General features: G+C 50.5%; 18 protein-coding genes, 6 tRNA genes and 1 rRNA gene (1 of these 25 running past the window's edge). 24 read left to right on the plus strand and 1 reads right to left on the minus strand.

Annotation, left to right across the window (positions count from 1 at the left end; all coding sequences use genetic code 11):
* The 7 genes from ACN6MW_RS14915 to ACN6MW_RS14945 form a co-directional block, all read left to right on the plus strand.
* Window positions 1–1801 (plus strand): 23S ribosomal RNA (locus ACN6MW_RS14915) (it extends 1134 nt beyond the left edge of the window).
* 151 nt (window positions 1802–1952) lie between these two features.
* Window positions 1953–2029: transfer RNA gene (locus ACN6MW_RS14920), tRNA-Met, on the plus strand.
* Window positions 2030–2051: 22 nt separating this feature from the next.
* Window positions 2052–2127, plus strand: a tRNA-Val gene (locus tag ACN6MW_RS14925).
* A gap of 35 nt (window positions 2128–2162) precedes the next feature.
* Window positions 2163–2239 (plus strand) — tRNA-Asp (locus ACN6MW_RS14930).
* Between the two features lie 16 nt (window positions 2240–2255).
* A tRNA-Phe gene (locus ACN6MW_RS14935) sits at window positions 2256–2331 on the plus strand.
* Window positions 2332–2369: 38 nt separating this feature from the next.
* Window positions 2370–2454: transfer RNA gene (locus tag ACN6MW_RS14940), tRNA-Tyr, on the plus strand.
* A 16-nt stretch (window positions 2455–2470) separates the two neighbouring features.
* A tRNA-Lys gene (locus ACN6MW_RS14945) sits at window positions 2471–2546 on the plus strand.
* Between the two features lie 138 nt (window positions 2547–2684).
* Here ACN6MW_RS14945 and ssuE read toward each other — a convergent pair.
* On the minus strand, window positions 2685–3236 hold the full coding sequence (gene ssuE / locus ACN6MW_RS14950; protein WP_419876048.1) for an NADPH-dependent FMN reductase: 552 nt from the start codon (window positions 3234–3236) through the stop codon (window positions 2685–2687).
* 189 nt (window positions 3237–3425) lie between these two features.
* Between ssuE and ACN6MW_RS14955 the strand changes: the two genes are divergently transcribed.
* The 17 genes from ACN6MW_RS14955 to ACN6MW_RS15035 all read left to right on the plus strand — a co-directional run bounded on the left by ACN6MW_RS14955 (window position 3426) and on the right by ACN6MW_RS15035 (window position 20752).
* The gene (locus tag ACN6MW_RS14955; protein ID WP_364149813.1) at window positions 3426–4373 is read left to right on the plus strand and encodes a glycosyltransferase family 4 protein; all 948 of its coding nucleotides are present in this window, start codon (window positions 3426–3428) and stop codon (window positions 4371–4373) included.
* Between the two features lie 171 nt (window positions 4374–4544).
* Window positions 4545–5687: a PucR family transcriptional regulator gene (locus ACN6MW_RS14960; protein ID WP_419876049.1), complete on the plus strand. Its 1143-nt coding sequence runs from the start codon at window positions 4545–4547 to the stop codon at window positions 5685–5687.
* 89 nt (window positions 5688–5776) lie between these two features.
* A complete protein-coding gene (locus tag ACN6MW_RS14965) occupies window positions 5777–6898 on the plus strand; it encodes an ABC transporter ATP-binding protein (protein ID WP_364149817.1) in 1122 nt (373 codons plus the stop codon).
* Between the two features lie 215 nt (window positions 6899–7113).
* A complete protein-coding gene (gene hprK / locus ACN6MW_RS14970) occupies window positions 7114–8052 on the plus strand; it encodes an HPr(Ser) kinase/phosphatase (protein WP_364149819.1) in 939 nt (312 codons plus the stop codon).
* A gap of 21 nt (window positions 8053–8073) precedes the next feature.
* Window positions 8074–9075, plus strand: a complete 1002-nt coding sequence (gene lgt / locus ACN6MW_RS14975; RefSeq protein WP_419876050.1) for a prolipoprotein diacylglyceryl transferase — start codon at window positions 8074–8076, stop codon at window positions 9073–9075.
* A gap of 22 nt (window positions 9076–9097) precedes the next feature.
* The gene (ppaX, locus tag ACN6MW_RS14980; protein WP_419876051.1) at window positions 9098–9769 is read left to right on the plus strand and encodes a pyrophosphatase PpaX; all 672 of its coding nucleotides are present in this window, start codon (window positions 9098–9100) and stop codon (window positions 9767–9769) included.
* On the plus strand, window positions 9756–10289 hold the full coding sequence (locus tag ACN6MW_RS14985; protein ID WP_419876052.1) for an acyltransferase: 534 nt from the start codon (window positions 9756–9758) through the stop codon (window positions 10287–10289). The genes ppaX and ACN6MW_RS14985 overlap by 14 nt, the downstream gene beginning before the upstream one ends.
* 194 nt (window positions 10290–10483) lie before the next feature.
* Window positions 10484–11713 carry an ATP phosphoribosyltransferase regulatory subunit gene (locus ACN6MW_RS14990; protein WP_419876053.1) on the plus strand — a complete coding sequence of 410 codons (1230 nt, stop codon included), beginning with the start codon at window positions 10484–10486 and terminating at the stop codon, window positions 11711–11713.
* Window positions 11710–12384 carry an ATP phosphoribosyltransferase gene (hisG, locus tag ACN6MW_RS14995; RefSeq protein ID WP_419876054.1) on the plus strand — a complete coding sequence of 225 codons (675 nt, stop codon included), beginning with the start codon at window positions 11710–11712 and terminating at the stop codon, window positions 12382–12384. Before ACN6MW_RS14990 ends, hisG begins: the two co-directional genes overlap by 4 nt.
* Before the next feature lie 212 nt (window positions 12385–12596).
* Entirely contained in the window at window positions 12597–13883 is a 1287-nt protein-coding gene (gene hisD, locus ACN6MW_RS15000) for a histidinol dehydrogenase (protein WP_419876055.1), read from the plus strand.
* A 209-nt stretch (window positions 13884–14092) separates the two neighbouring features.
* Window positions 14093–14692, plus strand: a complete 600-nt coding sequence (gene hisB, locus ACN6MW_RS15005) for an imidazoleglycerol-phosphate dehydratase HisB (RefSeq protein WP_419876056.1) — start codon at window positions 14093–14095, stop codon at window positions 14690–14692.
* Window position 14693: 1 nt separating this feature from the next.
* Window positions 14694–15311 (plus strand): imidazole glycerol phosphate synthase subunit HisH, encoded by a 618-nt coding sequence (hisH, locus tag ACN6MW_RS15010; protein WP_419876057.1) that lies wholly within the window; start codon window positions 14694–14696, stop codon window positions 15309–15311.
* A 159-nt stretch (window positions 15312–15470) separates the two neighbouring features.
* On the plus strand, window positions 15471–16229 hold the full coding sequence (hisF, locus tag ACN6MW_RS15015; RefSeq protein ID WP_110774275.1) for an imidazole glycerol phosphate synthase subunit HisF: 759 nt from the start codon (window positions 15471–15473) through the stop codon (window positions 16227–16229).
* On the plus strand, window positions 16226–16918 hold the full coding sequence (gene hisIE / locus ACN6MW_RS15020; protein ID WP_419876058.1) for a bifunctional phosphoribosyl-AMP cyclohydrolase/phosphoribosyl-ATP diphosphatase HisIE: 693 nt from the start codon (window positions 16226–16228) through the stop codon (window positions 16916–16918). The genes hisF and hisIE overlap by 4 nt, the downstream gene beginning before the upstream one ends.
* A 45-nt stretch (window positions 16919–16963) precedes the next feature.
* Entirely contained in the window at window positions 16964–17770 is an 807-nt protein-coding gene (gene hisJ / locus ACN6MW_RS15025; RefSeq protein WP_419876059.1) for a histidinol-phosphatase HisJ, read from the plus strand.
* A 115-nt stretch (window positions 17771–17885) separates the two neighbouring features.
* Window positions 17886–18836 (plus strand): ribose-phosphate diphosphokinase, encoded by a 951-nt coding sequence (locus ACN6MW_RS15030; RefSeq protein ID WP_308996234.1) that lies wholly within the window; start codon window positions 17886–17888, stop codon window positions 18834–18836.
* A gap of 164 nt (window positions 18837–19000) precedes the next feature.
* Complete coding sequence (locus ACN6MW_RS15035; protein ID WP_419876060.1) at window positions 19001–20752, plus strand: tetratricopeptide repeat protein; 1752 nt, start codon at window positions 19001–19003, stop codon at window positions 20750–20752.
* Window positions 20753–20767: the final 15 nt, after the last annotated feature.

Below are 20767 nucleotides of genomic sequence, written 5' to 3' on the forward strand. Positions count from 1 at the left end.
AAAGAGTGCGTAATAGCTCACTGGTCGAGTGACTCTGCGCCGAAAATGTAACGGGGCTAAACACACCACCGAAGCTATGACATGTACCATTAGGTACTTGGGTAGGGGAGCGTTGAATACGGATTGAAGTTGGACCGTGAGGACTGGTGGACTGTATTCAAGTGAGAATGCCGGTATGAGTAACGAAAAGACAAGTGAGAATCTTGTCCGCCGAAAGCCTAAGGGTTCCTGAGGAAGGCTCGTCCTCTCAGGGTAAGTCGGGACCTAACGCGAGGCCGAAAGGCGTAGTGGATGGACAACAGGTTGAAATTCCTGTACCACCGTAAACCGTTATGAGCAATGGGGTGACACAGAAGGGCAGTGACGCGGGCTGATGGAATAGCCCGTCCAAGCAGTGAGGCTAGTGTGTAGGCAAATCCGCACACTGTTAGGCTGGGCTGTGATGGGGAGCGAAAATTTTAGTAGCGAAGGTCATGTACTCCGGCTGTCAAGAAAAGCCTCTAGCCAGGTGAAGGTGCCCGTACCGCAAACCGACACAGGTAGGCGAGCAGAGCATGCTAAGGCGCGCGGAAGAACTCTCGTTAAGGAACTCGGCAAAATGACCCCGTAACTTCGGGAGAAGGGGTGCCTCGGTAGGGTTTATAGCCCGAGGGGGCCGCAGTGAAAAGGCCCAAGCGACTGTTTAGCAAAAACACAGGTCTGTGCGAAGCCGTAAGGCGAAGTATACGGGCTGACGCCTGCCCGGTGCTGGAAGGTTAAGGGGAGCGGTTAGGGGTTAAACCCGAAGCTGTGAACCGAAGCCCCAGTAAACGGCGGCCGTAACTATAACGGTCCTAAGGTAGCGAAATTCCTTGTCAGGTAAATTCTGACCCGCACGAATGGCGTAACGACTTGGGCGCTGTCTCAACGAGAGATCCGGTGAAATTTTAATACCTGTGAAGATGCAGGTTACCCGCGACAAGACGGAAAGACCCCATGGAGCTTTACTGTAACTTGATATTGGACTTTGGTACGATCTGTACAGGATAGGTGGGAGCCTGAGAAGCATGAGCGCCAGCTTGTGTGGAGGCGACGTTGGGATACCACCCTGATCGTATCGGAGTTCTAACCTGCTGCCGTGAAACCGGCAGAGGGACCGTGTCAGGTGGACAGTTTGACTGGGGCGGTCGCCTCCTAAAATGTAACGGAGGCGCCCAAAGGTTCCCTCAGAATGGTTGGAAATCATTCGAAGAGTGCAAAGGCATAAGGGAGCTTGACTGCGAGACCTACAAGTCGAGCAGGGACGAAAGTCGGGCTTAGTGATCCGGTGGTACCGAATGGAAGGGCCATCGCTCAACGGATAAAAGCTACCCTGGGGATAACAGGCTTATCTCCCCCAAGAGTCCACATCGACGGGGAGGTTTGGCACCTCGATGTCGGCTCATCGCATCCTGGGGCTGAAGTAGGTCCCAAGGGTTGGGCTGTTCGCCCATTAAAGCGGTACGCGAGCTGGGTTCAGAACGTCGTGAGACAGTTCGGTCCCTATCTGTCGCGGGCGCAGGAAATTTGAGAGGAGCTGTCCTTAGTACGAGAGGACCGGGATGGACGTACCGCTGGTGTACCAGTTGTTCCGCCAGGAGCACCGCTGGGTAGCCAAGTACGGACGGGATAAGCGCTGAAAGCATCTAAGCGTGAAGCCCCCCTCAAGATGAGATTTCCCAGTATGTAAGACCCCTTGAAGACGACGAGGTTGATAGGTTCGGGGTGGAAGCACAGCAATGTGTGCAGCTGACGAATACTAATCGGTCGAGGGCTTATCCTAAAACGTTTGCATGGACCCATACATCCGGCAGACAGCAGCTAAAAAGGTTTCAGCAAACCTAATCTTTCGTATCCAGTTTTCAGGGCGTAATGTTCTGACTTTGCATGTGTCCCCGAACGCTGCAAACGACAATTATTCGGGGGACAAGCGTGGCGGTGTAGCTCAGCTGGCTAGAGCGTACGGTTCATACCCGTGAGGTCGGGGGTTCGATCCCCTTCGCCGCTACCATTACCTTTTTAACGTAACATCTGGAGGATTAGCTCAGCTGGGAGAGCATCTGCCTTACAAGCAGAGGGTCGGCGGTTCGATCCCGTCATCCTCCACCATATTTTCTTATTCGGTTTGATGACCGGATCCACTTGGAGCTGTGGTGTAGTGGCCCAACATGCCTGCCTGTCACGCAGGAGACCGCGGGTTCGAATCCCGTCAGCTCCGCCATTTTTCTTTAAAGTAAGGCTCGGTAGCTCAGTCGGTAGAGCAGAGGACTGAAAATCCTCGTGTCGGCGGTTCGATTCCGTCCCGAGCCACCACTTTATTTTTCGTTAATACGGAAAATAGGTAATAGCATGGAGGATTAGTGAAGTGGCTAAACACGGCAGACTGTAAATCTGCTCTCTCTGAGTTCGGTGGTTCGAATCCATCATCCTCCACCAGTTTTTTACACATCATGAGTCATTAGCTCAGTTGGTAGAGCACCTGACTTTTAATCAGGGTGTCGTAGGTTCGAATCCTACATGACTCACCATTTTTTTCTAACAATGACATCGTAACCGGGGATTCCAGGATTCTCGGTTTTTTTGATTTTATCGAACACAAAATAAAAGGTGCATGCGATTAGGGACAGAAATTGTCTCAAGCATGCACCTTTTTTTAATTATCAAAGTTATTTACTGCGGAGAGTAAGCTCGCGTGCGAGTTCATTTACCGTTTCGTTTAATCGAAGCGTAAGTTCTTCATTAATTTCAAAGACGGGTTCTTCATTCGGCTCTTGGGTACGATTAATTTGGGAATCGACCGCATAAACGCCGCTTACATATATTTTGGCGCCCATGGATGCGAGTACCGGCTTAAGGGAATAGTCAATAGAGAGAAGATGCGCGATGGTACCGCCGATAAACAATGGGGCAATTATTTTGCCGTCTAGCCCTTTTTGCGGAAGCAGATCCAAGAACGTTTTCAGAACGCCGGTAAAGGAAGCTTTGTAAACGGGGCTGGCAATGATAACAGCATCGGCATTCTCAACTAATTTGTTGGCCTCTACTATTGCGGGACTGCCAAACCTTGCATGAATAAGATCTTCAGCGGGCAGGGATACGACCGTAATAAGATCTACGGCAATATTTTTCTCAATAAGCTGCTGTTCAACATACTGCGTGATTCCGTTTAAACGTGATGAAGCATTTGGGCTTCCGGAAATAATAACGATATTCGGCATGTGCGCACTCCTCTTTCGACTACATAATGGTGAGAGTAAATAATACATTAATCCGATAAGTAAACTATGAATAAATATTACCATGAATGCCGATTTCGGTCAAATAGGTATGATTTGTTTCTTGTATTTTATCGATATAAGGGAACAATGTATACACAAGGTAATTAAACAGAAAAAGGGGTAGTTGCAATGGTATATGGACTGGCGGCTTTGATTAGCTTTGCGATTGTATTTGCAAGCGTACCTCCGCTTCGGGTCTTTGCGCTGCGTCTTGGCTTTGTAGATCGTCCAAATCAAAGGAAGATACATAATAAGCCGATTCCTCTGATGGGGGGAGCGGCTATTTTTGTTGGCTGCGTAATTGCTATGTTTATTTTTATAGGCTTCACTCCTCTGACCTGGACCATTGTTTCCGGAGGATCATTGCTTGTTGTCGTCGGACTCCTAGATGATGCCTTTAAAGCAAAGGGGAAAGACTTTCCGGTATGGCCGCGTGTGATTCTTTATATGGGTGCGGCATCGATACCGACCTTTTTTCACATCAAAATTGCGGGTATCGCGAATCCGTTTACCAGTTTGTTTTTATCGTTTCCGGACTGGCTCTCCTGGCTCACGACAATGCTCTGGGTGTTTGCCTTGATCAATATGATTAATTTTATAGACGGAGTTGATGGACTTGCTTCGGGCGTATGCACGTTATCCGCGCTTACGCTTTTGACCGTGGCCTTAATCAAAGGGCAGCCGAGTACCGCCATTCTTGCCATAATCGTTGCAGGCGCATGCTTTGGTTTTTTGGTGCACAATTTTTATCCTGCCCGGATATTTATGGGGGATGCAGGCGCGACTTTTTTGGGTTATACACTAGCGGTCATTGCGGTTGACGGGACGTTCAAAAGAGCGACGTTCATCACTTTGCTTGTTCCGCTCCTTGCGCTTGGATTGCCAATCTTCGATACCGTTTACGTTATGCTGCGAAGGCTGATAAGCGGCAAGGGTTTACATCGCGCGGACAAGCTGCATACGCATCATCTTTTGATGAAATGGGGTCTTAGCCAGGTACAAACGGTCTCGTTTCTATATCTGATTGCCGCGCTGTTTGCGCTGCTGTCGATCATTCTTTTATTAGCTATAAGCTGAATTAACAAGGCTCATATGGTACAATGACGGAAAAAAGCGATATTCTATACCGATAGGATATATGCTTTTTAATCATTAATCCGCTTATATGAAGCTGCTAATTGTCAATTGCGCGGATTCAGTATGTGGTCCGCGCACAGCCGCTCGCTTACGGAGATTGGAGATAGAGAAATGAGCACGACAGACTGGTTGAAGCCGCTGGAGCACATTTTGAACTGTCCGGTGCATGCTGTATCGAAATCAATAGCGGAGTGGAACGATTTAATAAGCAATGCCGATGAGGTGTGGTTAGGCGATAACACGGTATCTTCTCCTATAGAAGGACAACGTGTAGAAAAAGAAAGCAAAACGTGGATTGTCATTTCGTCCAGCGATTATGAAGTAGACCTGCTGGAGCTCGAGGGGTCCTCCCTTCAAGCCACTGAAAAAGAGCTGATCAGTTGGACGCTGCGGCTTAACCGGGGAACGCTTGCCGAGAAAAAAAGCGCGGCGCTCTCTGAAACGGAGAGACAAGCCCTTAAGCTGGGCGATTGGATCCAGAAACAGCTGGAATCAGACGAGCCTGCTTATTCATTACCGGACCATCTTACGGTCGGCAGCCGCTTATTCAATGAAATGATTCCTTTTCTGCTCGTAACGGAACAGCAGGGTACCCTGCAAGCTACTTATTCGGGGCTGGAAAAGCTGCTTCGGTCATTTATGTCCGATGATATTTTGCTCATACCTTTGAAAAGCCAGGAATGGCTCATATGGGGCTCAATCTCCTTGTTAAGAGATGAGGATTCGGATGCCTTTGACGAACAGGAAGAGGAGTCGCTAGAGGAAAGTCTTGCTTCGATCGGTCTCGGACTGCACGAGATGCTGGCAAGCGAATGGATAGGCGAGTGCCACTTAGCGGTGGCGCACCCGACATCGCCGGCTAAGGGAATGATCGAAACAACCATGCTGCTGAGGGAAACCATTAATCTTGGACGTAAATTCCATGTAGGCACAAACATACATCTGCCATGGATGCTTCAGCTGGAGCGGCTGCTTAATTCGATTCCGGATGCACAGCGCGCCAAATATTTAGAGCAGTCCTTAAAAAGAGCGGATCTGTTCGTGGAATCGGAAATGCTAAGCACGCTGGATACATTTTTCACACTGGACTGCAATGTAAGTGAGACCGCAAAGAAATTATATATACATCGTAATACGTTATTATATCGCTTGGATAAGCTTAAACAAGAGACTGGGCTTGATGTTCGTCAGTTCAGAGATGCTGTTCTAGTCAAAATTATATTACTATTGTACAAAGTTACGAAAAGAAATTAGTTTTTTTGTAAAGTATGTGCATAGTCACAAGCTCCTGCGTGGGATAAGATATAGGCATATCGAAATTTCTTTCTAGGGGGAAAATTATCATGGCAGGCGTACGTTTAGAAGGCATTTACAAAAAATACCCGGGTACTGACAAAGCATCGGTTACTGACGTTAACTTAGATATTAAGGACAAAGAGTTTCTCGTATTGGTCGGACCATCCGGTTGCGGTAAATCGACAACTCTTCGTATGATTGCAGGCCTTGAAGAAATTTCCGAAGGCAAATTGTTCATCGGCGACCGCCTTGTGAACGATGTTGCTCCTAAAGACCGCGACATCGCGATGGTATTCCAATCCTACGCGTTGTACCCGCACATGAACGTTTACCAAAACATGGCTTTCGGCCTTAAACTTCGTAAATTCAAAAAAGCAGACATCGACAAACGCGTTCGTGAAGCTGCTAAAATTCTTGATATCGAGCATTTGCTTGACCGTAAACCAAAAGCTCTTTCCGGTGGTCAACGTCAACGTGTCGCTCTAGGGCGCGCAATCGTTCGTGAGCCGCAAGTATTCTTGATGGATGAGCCGCTTTCCAACTTGGACGCGAAACTTCGTGGACAAATGCGTGCTGAAATCAGCAAGCTTACAAAACGTCTTGAAACAACAACGATCTACGTAACGCATGACCAAATCGAAGCAATGACAATGGGTGACCGTATCGTTGTTATGAAAGACGGTTTCATTCAACAAACAGCTTCTCCTGAAGAGCTCTACAACCACCCTGTAAACATCTTCGTTGCTGGTTTTATCGGTGCTCCATCGATGAACTTCATCAGCGGATCCCTTACAGAACAAGGCGGCGCGCTTCGTTTCAAAGCAAGCGGCGTTGATGTAGTTGTTCCTGAAGGCAAAGCAGCAATTCTTCGCTCGAAAGGGTACATCGGCAAAGAAGTGATTCTAGGCATTCGTCCAGAGGATCTTCACGAAGAGCCAGTATTCTTGGAAGCTTCACCGCAAACAATCGTAAACGCAAATGTAGAGGTTGCTGAGAACCTTGGTCACGAAATGTACTTGTACCTGAACGGTATCGGCACTGACACAGTTATCGCTCGTGTTGATGGCCGCTCCGGTCTACGTGATGGCACAAGCGTTAAGCTTGCGCTTGATATGAACAAAGTACACTTGTTCGACAAAGCGACAGAACTTAACATTTTCGAAGCTTAATAAATAGTATGGAGAAAGAACGGCCGGATTATCCGGCCGTTCTTTTTTTGTAAAATGATCGAATGCCTATTGCCGGCATCTCAAATCTTGAAGCGAAAGAAAGCCGCTTGGCAGCGGAGCAAACGTTGCGTTTGGCGCCTTTTTCCTTTACGATGAAGACATTAGAAAAAAACTTACATACACAAAAGCAGTTGCCATATGAGGGAGGCCCTACGATGCCGAAGAAAGTGAAAGTATCTGAGCTCGTCAAACAATTTCAGCTCGAAATTATAGCTGGCGAGGACGGAATGAAGCGTGCGATTACGGTAGATGACTTGTATCGACCGGGTCTTGAAATGGCAGGTTATTTCCACTACCATCCAAGCGAGCGGGTACAACTGCTTGGCCGAACGGAAATCTCGTTCTTGAATATGCTAGGCAGTGAAGAACGCAAGGATCGCATGGTTCGCCTCTGTAATGAGGATACGCCATGCATTATTTTGACACGGGGATTGGAAGCGCCTCAAGAGCTTGTCGAGCAATGCAACGAGATGCAGATCCCATTGCTGCGGAGCAATATTGCTACGACAATTTTGTCGAGCCGTATAACTGATTTCTTAGAGCGGAAGCTCGCTCCGACTGCAACGATTCACGGCGTTCTTGTAGACGTATATGGCGTAGGGATGCTCATTACCGGAGGAAGCGGCATTGGCAAAAGCGAGACGGCATTAGAGCTTGTCAAACGCGGCCATAGGCTTGTTGCGGATGACGCGGTAGAGATTATGCAAACCTCGGATGCGCAGCTGCACGGCAGCGCGCCTGAGCTGATCCGTCACCTGCTCGAAATTAGGGGACTAGGGATCATTAATGTCATGACGCTGTTCGGGGCAGGGGCAGTACGTACGCAAAAGCGTATCGGCCTCGTTATTAAGCTTGAAAATTGGCAGCAGGATAAGCAATATGACCGCCTTGGTCTGGATGAGGAAACGACGCGAATTATCGAGACAGACGTTACGCTCGTTACTGTACCCGTACGTCCAGGACGGAACTTGGCCGTCATTATCGAGGTAGCAGCGATGAATTTCCGTTTGAAACGGATGGGCTACAATGCGGCGCTGCAATTCACGAATAAGCTGACGGAAACGATTGCCGACGATATGGATGAATACGATTGAACCTAAAGGGGATATAAAAGAATGAAGACATTGATACTCAATCCAATTGCCTTCTCGTTAGGTGCAATCGAAGTGCATTGGTATGGCATTATTTTGGGAGCGGCGGCATTAGTAGGCCTGCTGTTTTGCGTGCAGGAAGGAAAGAGGTTCGGCATAAAGCCGGATTTCTTTATGGACTTGCTCCTGATCGGCGTTCCTTCCGCAATTATTTGCGCCCGAATTTATTATGTAGCTTTCAAATGGGAAGATTACAAAGGTAATTTTGTAGATGTATTCAAGATATGGAATGGCGGAATCGCCATTTATGGCGCGATTATTGGGGCATTTATTTGCGGGTTCTTTTATTTCCGCTATAAGGGCTATAGCTTTTGGCGTTTGGTGGATATTTGCGTACCCGGGCTGCTCGCGGGCCAAATGATCGGACGCTGGGGCAACTTCATGAACCAAGAGGCTTACGGCGGAGAAGTTTCGGAGTCCTTCCTGCGCAATACGCTTCACCTGCCATCCTTTATCGTGGATCAGATGCTGGTTCAAGGCGCATATCGCCACCCTGCGTTTCTATATGAATCGGTGTGGAGCTTAGTCGGCATTATCATTCTGCTTATCCTGCGCCGTCAAAAGTTTCTGCGTGCAGGCGAGCTGATGGCCAGCTATTTTATCTGGTATTCGATCGGCCGCTTCTTCATTGAAGCGCTGCGTACCGACAGCTTGGCCTTTAGAGGGCCATCTTGGCTGGCTTCTTTCATTAATGGTCTATGGACGCCGATGGAGGTCTTGTTTAAACAAGGTTATTTGGACCCGGCTTACGGCAACATTAGGATTTCACAGGTATTGGCCTTGCTCTTAATTATCGGAGCAATCGCGCTTATTATCGTACGCCGCAAGACCGGCCTCGCAACTGCGCGCTATCTTGATCCCATTACGACAACCAAGCCGGAGCGTAATGGCGGCAGCGATACAGCATCCGTTAATGCAGTCCACAATGCAAGCTCCAGTAAAGAAGACGAAGTTAGCAAGCGTTAGCGCAATCTAGGGAGGTTTACCAATGACGGATACGATCAAAACAATGCTGTTCGATTTGGACGGCACCATTCTCGACACCAATGAGCTTATTATCCGCTCGTTTATTGAATCTTTGCAGGGCGTAGCACCCGAAGGCTTTGGAAGAGAACACATTATTCCGAGTATGGGAGAGCCTTTAACGGATCAGATGAAACGGTTCTCAGGACTCGAGGATGTCACCGATCTTGTGGCAGCCTATCGAGAAGTGAATTTACGGCTGCATGATAATTATGTGAAATCATTCGATTATGTGAATAAAGTCATAGCAAGACTGCATGGACAAGGCATCCAAATCGGAATCGTGACGACCAAAATGCGGTTGACCACGGAGCGCGGCTTGAAATACGTGGGATTGTTCGACTATGTCGATGCCATTGTAACGATTGATGATGTTGTTAATCCTAAACCGCATGCGGAACCCGTGAGCAAAGCCATCGGCCTGCTCGGCGCAGATCCGGTAACGACGATGATGGTAGGCGACAGCGTGGTGGATATTGAATCCGCGATTGCCGCGGGCGCCATAGCCGTAGGCGTAGCTTGGTCGCTTAAGGGCGAGCAAAGGCTGATGGAGGCGGGAGCTCATCATGTTATCCATGACATGCGTGATCTTTATACGTTTGTAGGATTGGAGCGGGAGACGCTTGCGCAAAGTTGAACGATATCCAGTGGAAGGACCAAACGCGCTTTGGCAGGTGTATTCGACGGTAAGCCGATTCAAGTCCGTCCGTAATTTCATCTTTATCCAGCTTGCGCGGTACTGCCCGGTCCTTCCGCTAAAAAATTGGATTTACCGCCGATTGCTCGGCATGAAGGTCGGAGAGCATACCGCATTTGCGCTTATGGTGATGGTCGATGTCTTCTTTCCAGAGCGCATATCGGTTGGAGATAATACGATTATTGGATATAATACAACGATTCTGACCCATGAATATTTGATCAAGGAATACCGTCTCGGCAACGTCATCATTGGCTCTCATGTTATGATTGGCGCGAATACGACCATATTGCCGGGCGTAACGATCGGCGATCATGCGATCGTGGCCGCGGGCTCGGTTATTCATAAGGATGTCCCCGCTTATGCGTTTGTAGGCGGCAATCCGATGCGGGAAATCAGACGCAGCGAGATGGTTATGCCAAATGAGCATGACGAGAGTGTGCGCAATATTTTAAACTAATGGACTTTTAAATGCTTCGTCCGCGCGAGTTCGTTTCGCAGCCGGCCGGGGCTTTCTTTTTGGGCAAAGGCGGACGGCAGCCAGCTTGACGAAAATAAGCTTTTCATGCTAATATTACGACTAAACTCTTTATTTTGTTAGTATGGTAACATGGTATCGCTTTAAACCACTAAAGTAAACGAAGGTGAAATTATATGTCTAAACCAAAAGTATTCGAGAAGCCGATAGGCGTTAAAGATTATCTGCCTGGCGCGGTTGCAAAGCTGCGTCATATTGAACGCCAGGTTCTGGCCTGCATGCAGGGCTGGGGCTATGAGCAAATTATTACACCGACAATGGAATACTACGATACGGTGGGCGTAGCGAGTTCGACCTCGGACCAAAAGCTGTTTAAGCTTCTAAATAACCGCGGAACGACGCTGGTTCTCCGTTCGGATATGACGGCGCCAATCGCGCGCGTAGTCTCATCCTTATTGAAGCAAGCGGATTTCCCGCAGCGCTTGTCCTACCATTCCAATGTGTTCCGGGCCATTGAAGAGGAAGCAGGCCGCGAGGCTGAATTTTTCCAAACGGGCGTGGAGCTTGTTGGAGATTCGTCGGCTGAAGCCGACGCGGAGGTTGTTGCGCTTGCGATCGCATCGCTTAAGGCAGCCGGCGTCGAGCGCTTTAAAATTGCGATTGGGCATGTCGGCTTCCTTAACGGGTTGATGGAGGAATCGCTGCCAGGCCGTAAGGATGCGCAAGAGCAGCTGAAGAGCTGCCTGCTGGGCCGCGATTTCGTAGGCTACCGCGAGCAGCTGCGCATGCTTTCACTGGATGAATCCGTAAAGAACGAGCTTGAAGGCGTTTTGCGCTTGCGCGGAGGCCAAGAGATTTGCGATCAAGCGCTGCAGCTGAGCGTGGATGATCAAGCCCGGAAGTCGATTCGCCATTTATGCGAGATTTGGGATGTGCTGAAGGCGTACGGCGTTTGCGAGCATGTGCTTATTGACCTGACGATGATCGGCGATTTTTCATATTATACCGGCATGACCTTTGAAGGTTATGCAGCGGATCTTGGATTCCCGGTTGTAAGCGGCGGACGTTATGACAATTTGCTGGCACAGTTCGGCAGACCGGCGCCGGCAACGGGCTTTGCGCTTAAGACAACGCGTATTTTGGAGCTGTTGGGCGATAAGGGCGAGAGCGAAACCGGGCGGACGCTGATCGTTTATGATACGCAGGGACGCGGCGAGGCGCTTGTCAAAGCACAGGAGCTGCGTGCGCAGGGCATTAGCGTTGTAACGGAGCGTTTGGATGACGGCAGCAGCCTGTTAGATGCCGTGAAGAATAAGGGTGAGGAACCTTTCACGTATAAAGGTATATCGTACACGGCTTTGCAGTCGTTTAACGGCAACGGAATCAAAGGAGGCAGCGCCACATGAGCGGACAAACAAAGGATATTTTGAAAGTGGCGATGCCGAAGGGCCGCATCTACAAGGTGGCGTCGAAGCTGTTCCGCGAGGCAGGACTGCCGATTCCGAGTGATTTTGATGATACGCGCAAGCTGATCATCGAGCTGCCTGAGGTCGGAATGGAGTTCATTATGGCGAAGCCCGTAGACGTTCCTACCTATGTGGAATACGGTGTGGCAGATATCGGTATCGTCGGAAAAGACGTGCTGATGGAGGAAAATAAGGACGTTTACGAGCTGCTGGACCTTGGCATCGCAAAATGCAGGATGTCTGTTATCGGCATGCCGGATTGGAAACCAACGATGAATCCGCGGGTAGCGACCAAGTACCCGAATGTAGCTTCTGCGTATTTCCGTGAATTAGGCCAGCAGGTGGAGGTCATTAAGCTTAACGGCTCGATTGAGCTAGCGCCAATGATCGGACTTGCGGACCGGATCGTCGATATGGTGGAAACGGGCCAAACGCTGCGCGAGAACGGGCTTGTCGAGATGGAGTCGATCTTCGGCATAACGAGCCGCTTGATTGCGAACCGGGTAAGCTACCGGATGAAAAACGATGTAATCCAAGGCCTATGCGACCGATTGCAGGAGACGCTGGCTAAACGGAATCTAGAGGCGGTTAACGATGATTCCAAGCGCTAAAGCAGAAAGCTAAAGCAGAAAGCTAAAGCAGGATGCTAAAGCAGAAAGCTAAGGTGCTAAGGCATGGGATGGCGGATATTGCATGCTGTATTTTGCAGATAGCTAAGCAGCACGGGAAAAGCATGCTGGATAGCGCGCTTAGGCAAAGTATCGGACCTAAAAGGATAATTAGAATGATAAAGCATGGAGAGTCATTGGAAGGAGCGGATAATATGCGGATTATGCGAGCGGAGCAGTTTGGATTGAAGCGCGAGGTGGAGTATGGAACACCTGAGCAAAATGAGTCGGCCTTAAGGATCGTCGCGGACGTAAAGGCCGAGGGGGATGCGGCGCTGCTGAGGTATACGGAGCAGCATGACCGGGTTAAGCTGGATGCGGCATCGCTGCGCGTGACGCAGGAGGAGATTCAGGCGGCGTATGAGCGGGTCGACGCCGATTTTCTCACGGCGATTCGCGAAGCGGCCGTGAATGTCCGTGTATTCCACGAGAAGCAAATGCGGACCTCGTGGATGGATCTGCAGCAGGACGGAACGCTGCTCGGGCAAATTATGCGGCCCCTTAAGCGGGTCGGCGTATACGTGCCCGGAGGCAAGGCGGCTTATCCGTCGTCCGTGCTGATGAATGTCATTCCGGCGCAGGTAGCCGGCGTGCCGGAGATTGTCATGGTGACGCCGCCTGCAACCGGCGGCACTGCGGGCATCGACCCGTATATTCTCGTTGCCGCCGCGGAAGCGGGCGTCAAGGAGATGTACCGGGTCGGCGGGGCTCAGGCCATTGCCGCGCTTGCGTACGGCACGGCCAGCATTGCTCCGGTCGATAAAATTTGCGGACCGGGCAACATTTACGTGGCGCTGGCGAAGCGCGCCGTATTCGGTGCCGTCGATATCGACAGTATCGCCGGACCAAGTGAAATCGTCGTGCTTGCCGACGATTCGGCCGATCCCGCGTACATCGCCGCGGATCTGTTGTCGCAGGCAGAGCATGACGAGATGGCTTCGGCGATATTGGTTACGCCGTCGCAGCAGCTTGCGGAAGCTGTTGCAGCGGAGGTAGAGCGGCAGCTGTCGACGCTGCCGCGCCAGGACATCGCCCGCAGCTCCATTGACAGCTACGGCGCCGTATTGCTCGTCGACTCGATTGAAGCGGGTATCGACGTCGTCAATCAGCTTGCGCCTGAGCACCTGGAGGTGCTGACGGTTGATCCGATGCGCCTGCTCGGTTATATCCAAAATGCCGGCGCGATTTTCCTCGGGCCTTACAGCTCGGAGCCGGTTGGGGATTATTTTGCGGGACCGAATCACATCATCCCGACAAACGGCACGGCCCGTTTCTCATCGCCGGTTAACGTCGACGATTTCTTGAAGAAGTCGAGCTTGATTTACTACAGCAAAGAAGCGCTGCTTGCCAATGGCGAAAAAATCATGACGCTTGCCCGTCACGAAGGACTGGAAGGGCATGCGCGCGCAATCGAGATTCGCCTGGAGAAGGAACGCGGTTAATGGAGGAAGGTTGCTGAAAGGCGCCATCCTCAATGACCTATGATGACCTATTTCCGCTGCAGCCTTTCTAAGCTTCGATTAGCTGGTGTGCATTACAGCGGTGACATAAATCAAATGAGGCTAACCGAATTAACGGGTTCGATCTGCCCGGCACAGCCACTCGAGGTTATGCCGTGAACGATATACTACAATAGGAAGAAGGAATAAAAGTGTCGGAAAATCGGGTACGTGAAGCATCGGTGGCACGCAAGACGAATGAAACGGACATTAAGCTTACATTTGCAGTAGACGGAACAGGCGAAACGAAAATTGATACGGATGTGCCTTTCCTTAACCATATGCTTGACTTGTTTACAAAGCACGGCCAGTTCAACCTAGAGCTGGAAGCGCGCGGCGATATCGACATTGATGATCACCACACGGTAGAGGATATCGGCATTTGCATCGGTCAAACCCTCCGCGAGGCGCTGGGCGACAAACGCGGCATCAAACGTTACGCCAGCGTATTCGTTCCGATGGATGAGGCGCTTGCGCAGGTTATCATCGACGTCAGCAACCGTCCGCATTTCGAATACCGCGCTGAATATCCTTCCGCGCAAGTAGGCAGCTTCTCGACGGAGCTTGTTCACGAGTTTCTGTGGAAGCTGGCGCTGGAGTCGCGCATCACGCTTCACGTCATCGTACACTACGGCAAAAACACGCATCACATGATTGAAGCGGTGTTCAAGGCGCTTGGACGTGCGCTGGATGAAGCAACGAGCATTGATCCTCGCGTACAAGGAGTGCCTTCGACGAAAGGAGTGCTGTAGCATGATCGCTATCATCGATTACGGCATGGGCAACCTGCACAGCGTAAGCAAAGCGGTTGAGCGGCTTGGCTACGAGGCGGTCATTACCGATGACCCGCAGACGATTGCTGCCGCGGCTGGAGCGATCCTGCCCGGCGTTGGCGCTTTTGGCGATGCGATGCAAAACCTGCGCGAGACAAAGCTGGATGAGGTAACCAAAGCCTATGCGGCCTCCGGCAAGCCGATGCTGGGCATTTGCCTAGGCATGCAGCTGCTGTTCACGGAAAGCGAGGAGTACGGCACCAACGAGGGCCTGAACCTGCTTCCGGGCAAAGTGGTCCGTTTCTCCGGCGATTACAAAATTCCGCACATGGGCTGGAATAAGCTATCGTTCCTGCAGGAGCAGTCGCCGCTGTTCAGCGGCCTGACCGAGGGGCATGTGTATTTCGTGCACTCCTTCCATGCGAAGCCGGAGCAGGCATCCGACCTGCTTGCGACGACCGACTATCACCAGCAGGTGACGGCGATCGTCGGACGCGGCAACGTATTCGGGATGCAGTTCCATCCGGAAAAAAGCGGAGAGCTCGGCATGCAGCTGCTGGGCAGCTTCCTTGCGCTTACCGAAAACAAACAATCTTAGCATTCATAAAATATAAGAAAGTATAAATTTTAGACTTATACGATGCTTATATTTGACCGCGAAACGAGCTTCTGCCGCTAAAGACGGCATCAGCCGTTTACGCTAATAGAGCAGATTTACAGATCGAGCTCGGCTAACGGGCATAAAGGAGAGGGAAACATGCTGGCAAAACGTATCATTCCATGCCTGGACGTAAAGGACGGCCGCGTTGTGAAAGGCGTGAACTTCGTTAACCTGCGCGATGCGGGAGACCCCGTCGAACTAGCGGCTACCTATGACCAGGAAGGCGCGGATGAGCTGGTGTTTCTGGACATTTCGGCTTCGGTCGAGGGGCGCGCGACGATGATAGAGGTCGTGAAGCGGACGGCTGGAGAAATTACGATTCCGTTTACTGTAGGCGGCGGCATTTCCCATGTGGATGACATGAAGCGGCTGCTCCGCGCCGGAGCGGACAAAATCGGCATCAATACGGCGGCTGTATTGAATCCTGCGCTTGTGCAGGAAGGCTCACGCAAGTTCGGCTCGCAGTGCATCGTAGTGGCCATAGATGCCAAGTTCAATGCAGAGTGGGGCGAGTGGGAGGTCTATACGCATGGCGGCCGCAAGACGACGGGCATTAAGGCGCTGGAGTGGGCGCGCGAAGTGGAACGTCTCGGCGCCGGCGAAATTTTGCTGACGAGCATGGATGCGGACGGTACGAAGGACGGCTTCGACATTAAGCTTACACAGGCCGTTTCCGACTCGCTGGGCATCCCCGTTATCGCTTCAGGCGGAGCGGGCAGAATCGAACATTTTAACGATGTGTTTCAGCAGGCCCATGCGGATGCGGCGCTGGCTGCGACTATTTTTCACTATAAAGAAATGACGATCCGGGAAGTGAAAGACGATTTGCGGTTGAAGGGGGTAGAGGTACGATGACGGAAAATAACCAGAGCGGTCTTATCTCGAAAATCAAATGGGACGACGCGGGGCTTGTTCCTGCCGTCGTGCAGGATGCGCAAAGCAAAGAAGTGCTGATGATGGCTTATATGAATAAGGAATCGCTGCAGCTTTCGGTGGAGTCGGGCGTAACCTGGTTCTGGAGCCGCTCGCGGAACGAGCTGTGGAACAAAGGCGCGACAAGCGGCCATACGCAGCGCATCGTTTCTTTGGCGTATGATTGCGACGGCGACACGCTGCTCGTGAAGGTGGAGCAAAAGGGACCGGCCTGCCACACGGGCCGTTACAGCTGCTTCTTCAATGCGGTTGAAGTGAGCGGAAACGAAAATGCATCCTCACAAGCTGTGCCATCCTCTGCTGACCGCTTTGCGACGCTTGGGCAATTGGAGAGCATTATCGCTGAACGTTACGCTGAGCGCCCTGAGGGGTCTTATACATCGTATCTATTCGACAAAGGCGTGGATAAAATTTTGAAAAAGGTTGGCGAAGAAGCGTCCGAGGTTATTATTGCGGCTAAAAACAAAGATAACGACGAACTTCGGAGCGAAACCGGCGATTTGATTTTCCACCTGATGGTGCTGCTGCGCGAGAGAGGGCTTCCGCTGGACGACGTGATCAGCGAAATCAACAGCCGCCATGGAAAACCAACCACCAACAAAATGAGATAGGCTGACACTTGTCTCAAAATTCATGATAGAAAGGCCGGTACGCACATGTTTATCGATTACCATACCCATCATACTCGCTGCGGTCATGCAGTCGGCGAACTGGAGGAATACGTACGGAAGGGAATTGAGATCGGACTCGTGCAGCTCGGCCTTTCCGATCATATGCCGCTGCTGCATGTGGATCCCGCCTCTTATTACCCGGAGATGGCGATGCCCATGGATGAGCTTCCCCGTTATGTGGAGGAATGCCTCGAGCTCAAGGAAAAGTACAAGGGACAGATCGACATTCGCGTAGGACTGGAGGGCGATTACATCGAGGGATGCGAAGAACAAATCGAAGCCATCGTGAAAGCTTATCCATGGGACTACGTGATCGGTTCCGTACATTTCCTGGGGGAATGGGATATTACGGATTTCCGCCAAACGGCAGGCTGGGAAGGCCGCGACCGCATGGCGGTTTACGAGCAATATTATGAAGCCATCGGAAAAGCGGCGGCATCCGGCTTTTATGACTATATCGGCCATATTGACGTGGTCAAGCGTTTTGGCTTTCAGCCGGAAGGCGATGTCACTCATTTGGAGAACGCTGCCCTTGAAGCGGTGAAGCGTCACGGCCTCGCCATTGAACTCAACGCTTCCGGACTCCGCACGCCTGCCGCCGAGATGTTTCCCAGCCGCAGAATGCTGGAATATGCAAGGGATTTAGGCATTCCGCTGACGGTTGGATCGGACGCTCACCAGCCGGAAAGACTAGGTCAATACTTGGATCAAGCCTATGCTGCACTCAAGGAAGCGGGATTTACGCAGCTTGCGACATTTAATTGTCGAAAATTAGTGATGATTGATTTTTGAAATATCGTAAATTCCATGTATAATATAGAAGATCAAACAAGCTTTGTCGAATGATCCGACAAGGACGAGTACTAGTTTCGTAAAATTAATTGGTTTTAACGCTCAGGAGGGTATCATGTTAAGCGACAAGGTGCGTATTTTTTCGGGTTCGTCTAATCCGGTATTGGCTCAGAAAATCAGTGCAGAGCTTGGTCTGACGCTAGGCGCGATCAAGATGTCCCGTTTCAAAAGCGGTGAGATTTACGTGCACTATGAGGAAACGATTCGGAATTGCGACGTTTTCCTCGTACAATCATTCTCGCATCCAATCAACGAGCATTTTGTCGAATTGCTTGTTATGATTGATGCGGCGAAGCGTGCGTCCGCGAGAACGGTCAACATCATCATGCCGTATTACGGTTATGCGCGTCAGGAACGCAAAGCAGCACCGCGGGAGCCGATCTCAGCGAAAATGCTGGCGGATGTGCTCACGACTGTTGGAGCGAACCGCGTAATCACAATCGACCTCCATGCTCCAGCTATTCAAGGCTTCTTCAATATTCCGGTCGATCATATGACTGCGCTTGATCTTATCAGCGATTACTTGAAGTCGAAAAACATCAAGAACCCGGTTGTCGTTTCGCCGGATGCAGGACGTGCCTCAACTGCCGAGAAGCTTGCGAACTACTTGGATACATCGTTTGCGATTATGATTAAGAAACGCCCTGCGCACAATGAATCGGTTATCACACACGTTATCGGGGATGTCGAAGGTCAGACGCCAATCATTATCGAGGATCTGATCGACACGGGCTCTACGATTGTAAACGTTGTGGAGGGCTTGAAGGAGCGCGGCGCTGAGGATGTATACGTATGCGCAACGCACCCGTTATTCTCCGGCTCGGCCATTGAGCGTTTGGATCATCCCAATATTAAAGAAGTTATCGTTACAGACTCGATCAGCTTGCCGGAATCAACGCCGGAACGCTTCAAAGTGCTTTCCGTTGCCCCTCTGCTTGCAGAAGCAACGCGCATCATTTTGGAGGGCGGCTCCATCAGCACCTTGTTCAAAAGCAATGGCGTATAAGCCTTATTCTGAATGCTGAGCACATGAATTGAATAGCAATGACGCGGGAAATCGCGGGCGGCGTAATTGCTGTCCGCGATTTTGCCACATATTCTTTCATGTTCTCGCGTGTATGGCTATGGTATAATCGTAGAAAATCGGAAGTAACGGGAGGTGCCTTGCCAGTGAAGGAGAAGAAACGTGTTGCCGTAGATCAACAGACGAAAGTCATACCGGTTCAATGGGACGCGACGTTTTTTTTCGAACGTGCGGTTCGGTCACTAGATCGATTCCATTATGACAAGGCACTTAAATATTTTCGTCGCGCCGTGGAATACGAGCCGGAAAATCCGGTAAACCATTGCAATATGGCCGGCATTCTTTCTGAAATGGGCAATTATGAGGAGTCGAACCGGATTTTAGGCTGGATTGTGGATGAGCTTGATCCGACGATGACGGAATGCCATTTCTATATGGCGAACAATTTTGCCAATATGGAGCAATATGAAGCGGCCGAGAGCTCGCTTATTCGATATTTAGAAGAGGACTCGGAAGGACAGTTTCTTGATGAAGCGGAGGATATGATGGATCTTCTGCATTACGAGCTTGAACGGCCTACGCGTCTGACAAATATTAAATCGCGCGAGGGGATGGTCGAGCATGATTTGGCTCGCACCTTGTTGGAAGAAGGCAAATTCACAGAGGCTGTGCGCATTTTAGAAAAAATTATTGAAAGCCAGCCTGATTTCCTCGCTGCGCGCAATAATTTGGCCTTGGCCTATTATTATATGGGTATGTTCGATAAGGCGATGGATACGATTCATGAGGTGTTGGAGCTTGAAGCGGGCAATCTGCATGCGCTTTGCAACCTTGCTATATTCTATCAGCACAAGAATGATGAACAAAGCCTGCGGCCCCTAGTGGAGCTGCTTGCGAAGACAGTGCCGTTCCACCAGGAGCATGTGTTTAAACTGGCAACCACTATGGGCATCTTAGGAGAGCATGGGGCTGCATACAAGCATTTCATCCGTCTTCTCAAAGATTCCGAGCTGACGCAGGACCCTAGTTTGTACCATTATGCGGCTGTTGCGGCATGCAATATCGGACGCTTGCAGGAAGCGGAGCGGCTGTGGAAGCAGACGATTAAGCTGGATCCGAAATCGGGCATTCCTCATTATTATATGGAGCAGCTTGAGCTTGTCCGCAGCGGAGAGCAGACGGCATCCATCAGCTATCATTACCATCTGCCGTTTGAAGAGCAGTTCAAGCTATGGGAAAAGTCCTCGGACGGCATTCCCGATCATCTCAAGCGTGACCCGCTTGTTCGTTCCTCCTTCTTCTGGGCGCTGCGCCATGGCGACCAGCACACGAAGCTGCAGGTCATTCAGGCGTTAGGCATGATTGCCGACAGCGAGGTAAAGGACGTGCTGCAATCCTTTTTGATGGAGCGCGATGAGGATGATTATTTAAAGAGGATTGCGATCTTCGTGCTTCGTACCATGGGCGTTCAAGAGCCGCTGCATATCGTGCTTGAAGGGAAAGAAACGGTCATTGAACCGAATCGCGTGCCTTCAAGGCTTCCGGTCTGGGAGGATAAATGGCAGGCTGTTGTCGAGTCGGCGCTCGGACGCATGAGCAAGCAATACGATTTGGTCCAGCAGCATGATTTGATGACCTTATGGGTAGAGTTCTTGTCACGCGTTTACCCGGACGTTCCGAAGCTGGCAAAGCCCGAGGGCTGGGCAGCTGCGTTAGAATATTTGACAGCTAAGATGCATCGGCGATCCATTTCGTACCATGAGGTTTCGGTACGGTACGGGACTTCGATTGCTACTGTAAGCAAGAACGTTAAGTTCATTGACGAGGTTTGCGGCATCAAAGACAAGATGAAATCGATGAGCTCCGTCTTTTTCAAGCAGGAATTGCAGGACGAATAAACTTTTACGAGGTGA

Origin of the sequence: Pristimantibacillus sp. PTI5 (assembly GCF_048572955.1) — a bacterium.
In the GTDB taxonomy this organism is placed as follows: domain Bacteria; phylum Bacillota; class Bacilli; order Paenibacillales; family Paenibacillaceae; genus Pristimantibacillus.

Bases quoted from the DNA above. Each gene is read 5' to 3' on its own strand.
- ssuE (WP_419876048.1), bottom strand. From the start codon at position 3,236: ATGCCGAATATCGTTATTATTTCCGGAAGCCCAAATGCTTCATCACGT.
- ACN6MW_RS14955 (WP_364149813.1), top strand. From the start codon at position 3,426: ATGGTATATGGACTGGCGGCTTTGATTAGCTTTGCGATTGTATTTGCA.
- ACN6MW_RS14960 (WP_419876049.1), top strand. From the start codon at position 4,545: ATGAGCACGACAGACTGGTTGAAGCCGCTGGAGCACATTTTGAACTGT.
- ACN6MW_RS14965 (WP_364149817.1), top strand. From the start codon at position 5,777: ATGGCAGGCGTACGTTTAGAAGGCATTTACAAAAAATACCCGGGTACT.
- hprK (WP_364149819.1), top strand. From the start codon at position 7,114: ATGCCGAAGAAAGTGAAAGTATCTGAGCTCGTCAAACAATTTCAGCTC.
- lgt (WP_419876050.1), top strand. From the start codon at position 8,074: ATGAAGACATTGATACTCAATCCAATTGCCTTCTCGTTAGGTGCAATC.
- ppaX (WP_419876051.1), top strand. From the start codon at position 9,098: ATGACGGATACGATCAAAACAATGCTGTTCGATTTGGACGGCACCATT.
- ACN6MW_RS14990 (WP_419876053.1), top strand. From the start codon at position 10,484: ATGTCTAAACCAAAAGTATTCGAGAAGCCGATAGGCGTTAAAGATTAT.
- hisG (WP_419876054.1), top strand. From the start codon at position 11,710: ATGAGCGGACAAACAAAGGATATTTTGAAAGTGGCGATGCCGAAGGGC.
- hisD (WP_419876055.1), top strand. From the start codon at position 12,597: ATGCGGATTATGCGAGCGGAGCAGTTTGGATTGAAGCGCGAGGTGGAG.
- hisH (WP_419876057.1), top strand. From the start codon at position 14,694: ATGATCGCTATCATCGATTACGGCATGGGCAACCTGCACAGCGTAAGC.
- hisF (WP_110774275.1), top strand. From the start codon at position 15,471: ATGCTGGCAAAACGTATCATTCCATGCCTGGACGTAAAGGACGGCCGC.
- hisIE (WP_419876058.1), top strand. From the start codon at position 16,226: ATGACGGAAAATAACCAGAGCGGTCTTATCTCGAAAATCAAATGGGAC.
- hisJ (WP_419876059.1), top strand. From the start codon at position 16,964: ATGTTTATCGATTACCATACCCATCATACTCGCTGCGGTCATGCAGTC.
- ACN6MW_RS15030 (WP_308996234.1), top strand. From the start codon at position 17,886: ATGTTAAGCGACAAGGTGCGTATTTTTTCGGGTTCGTCTAATCCGGTA.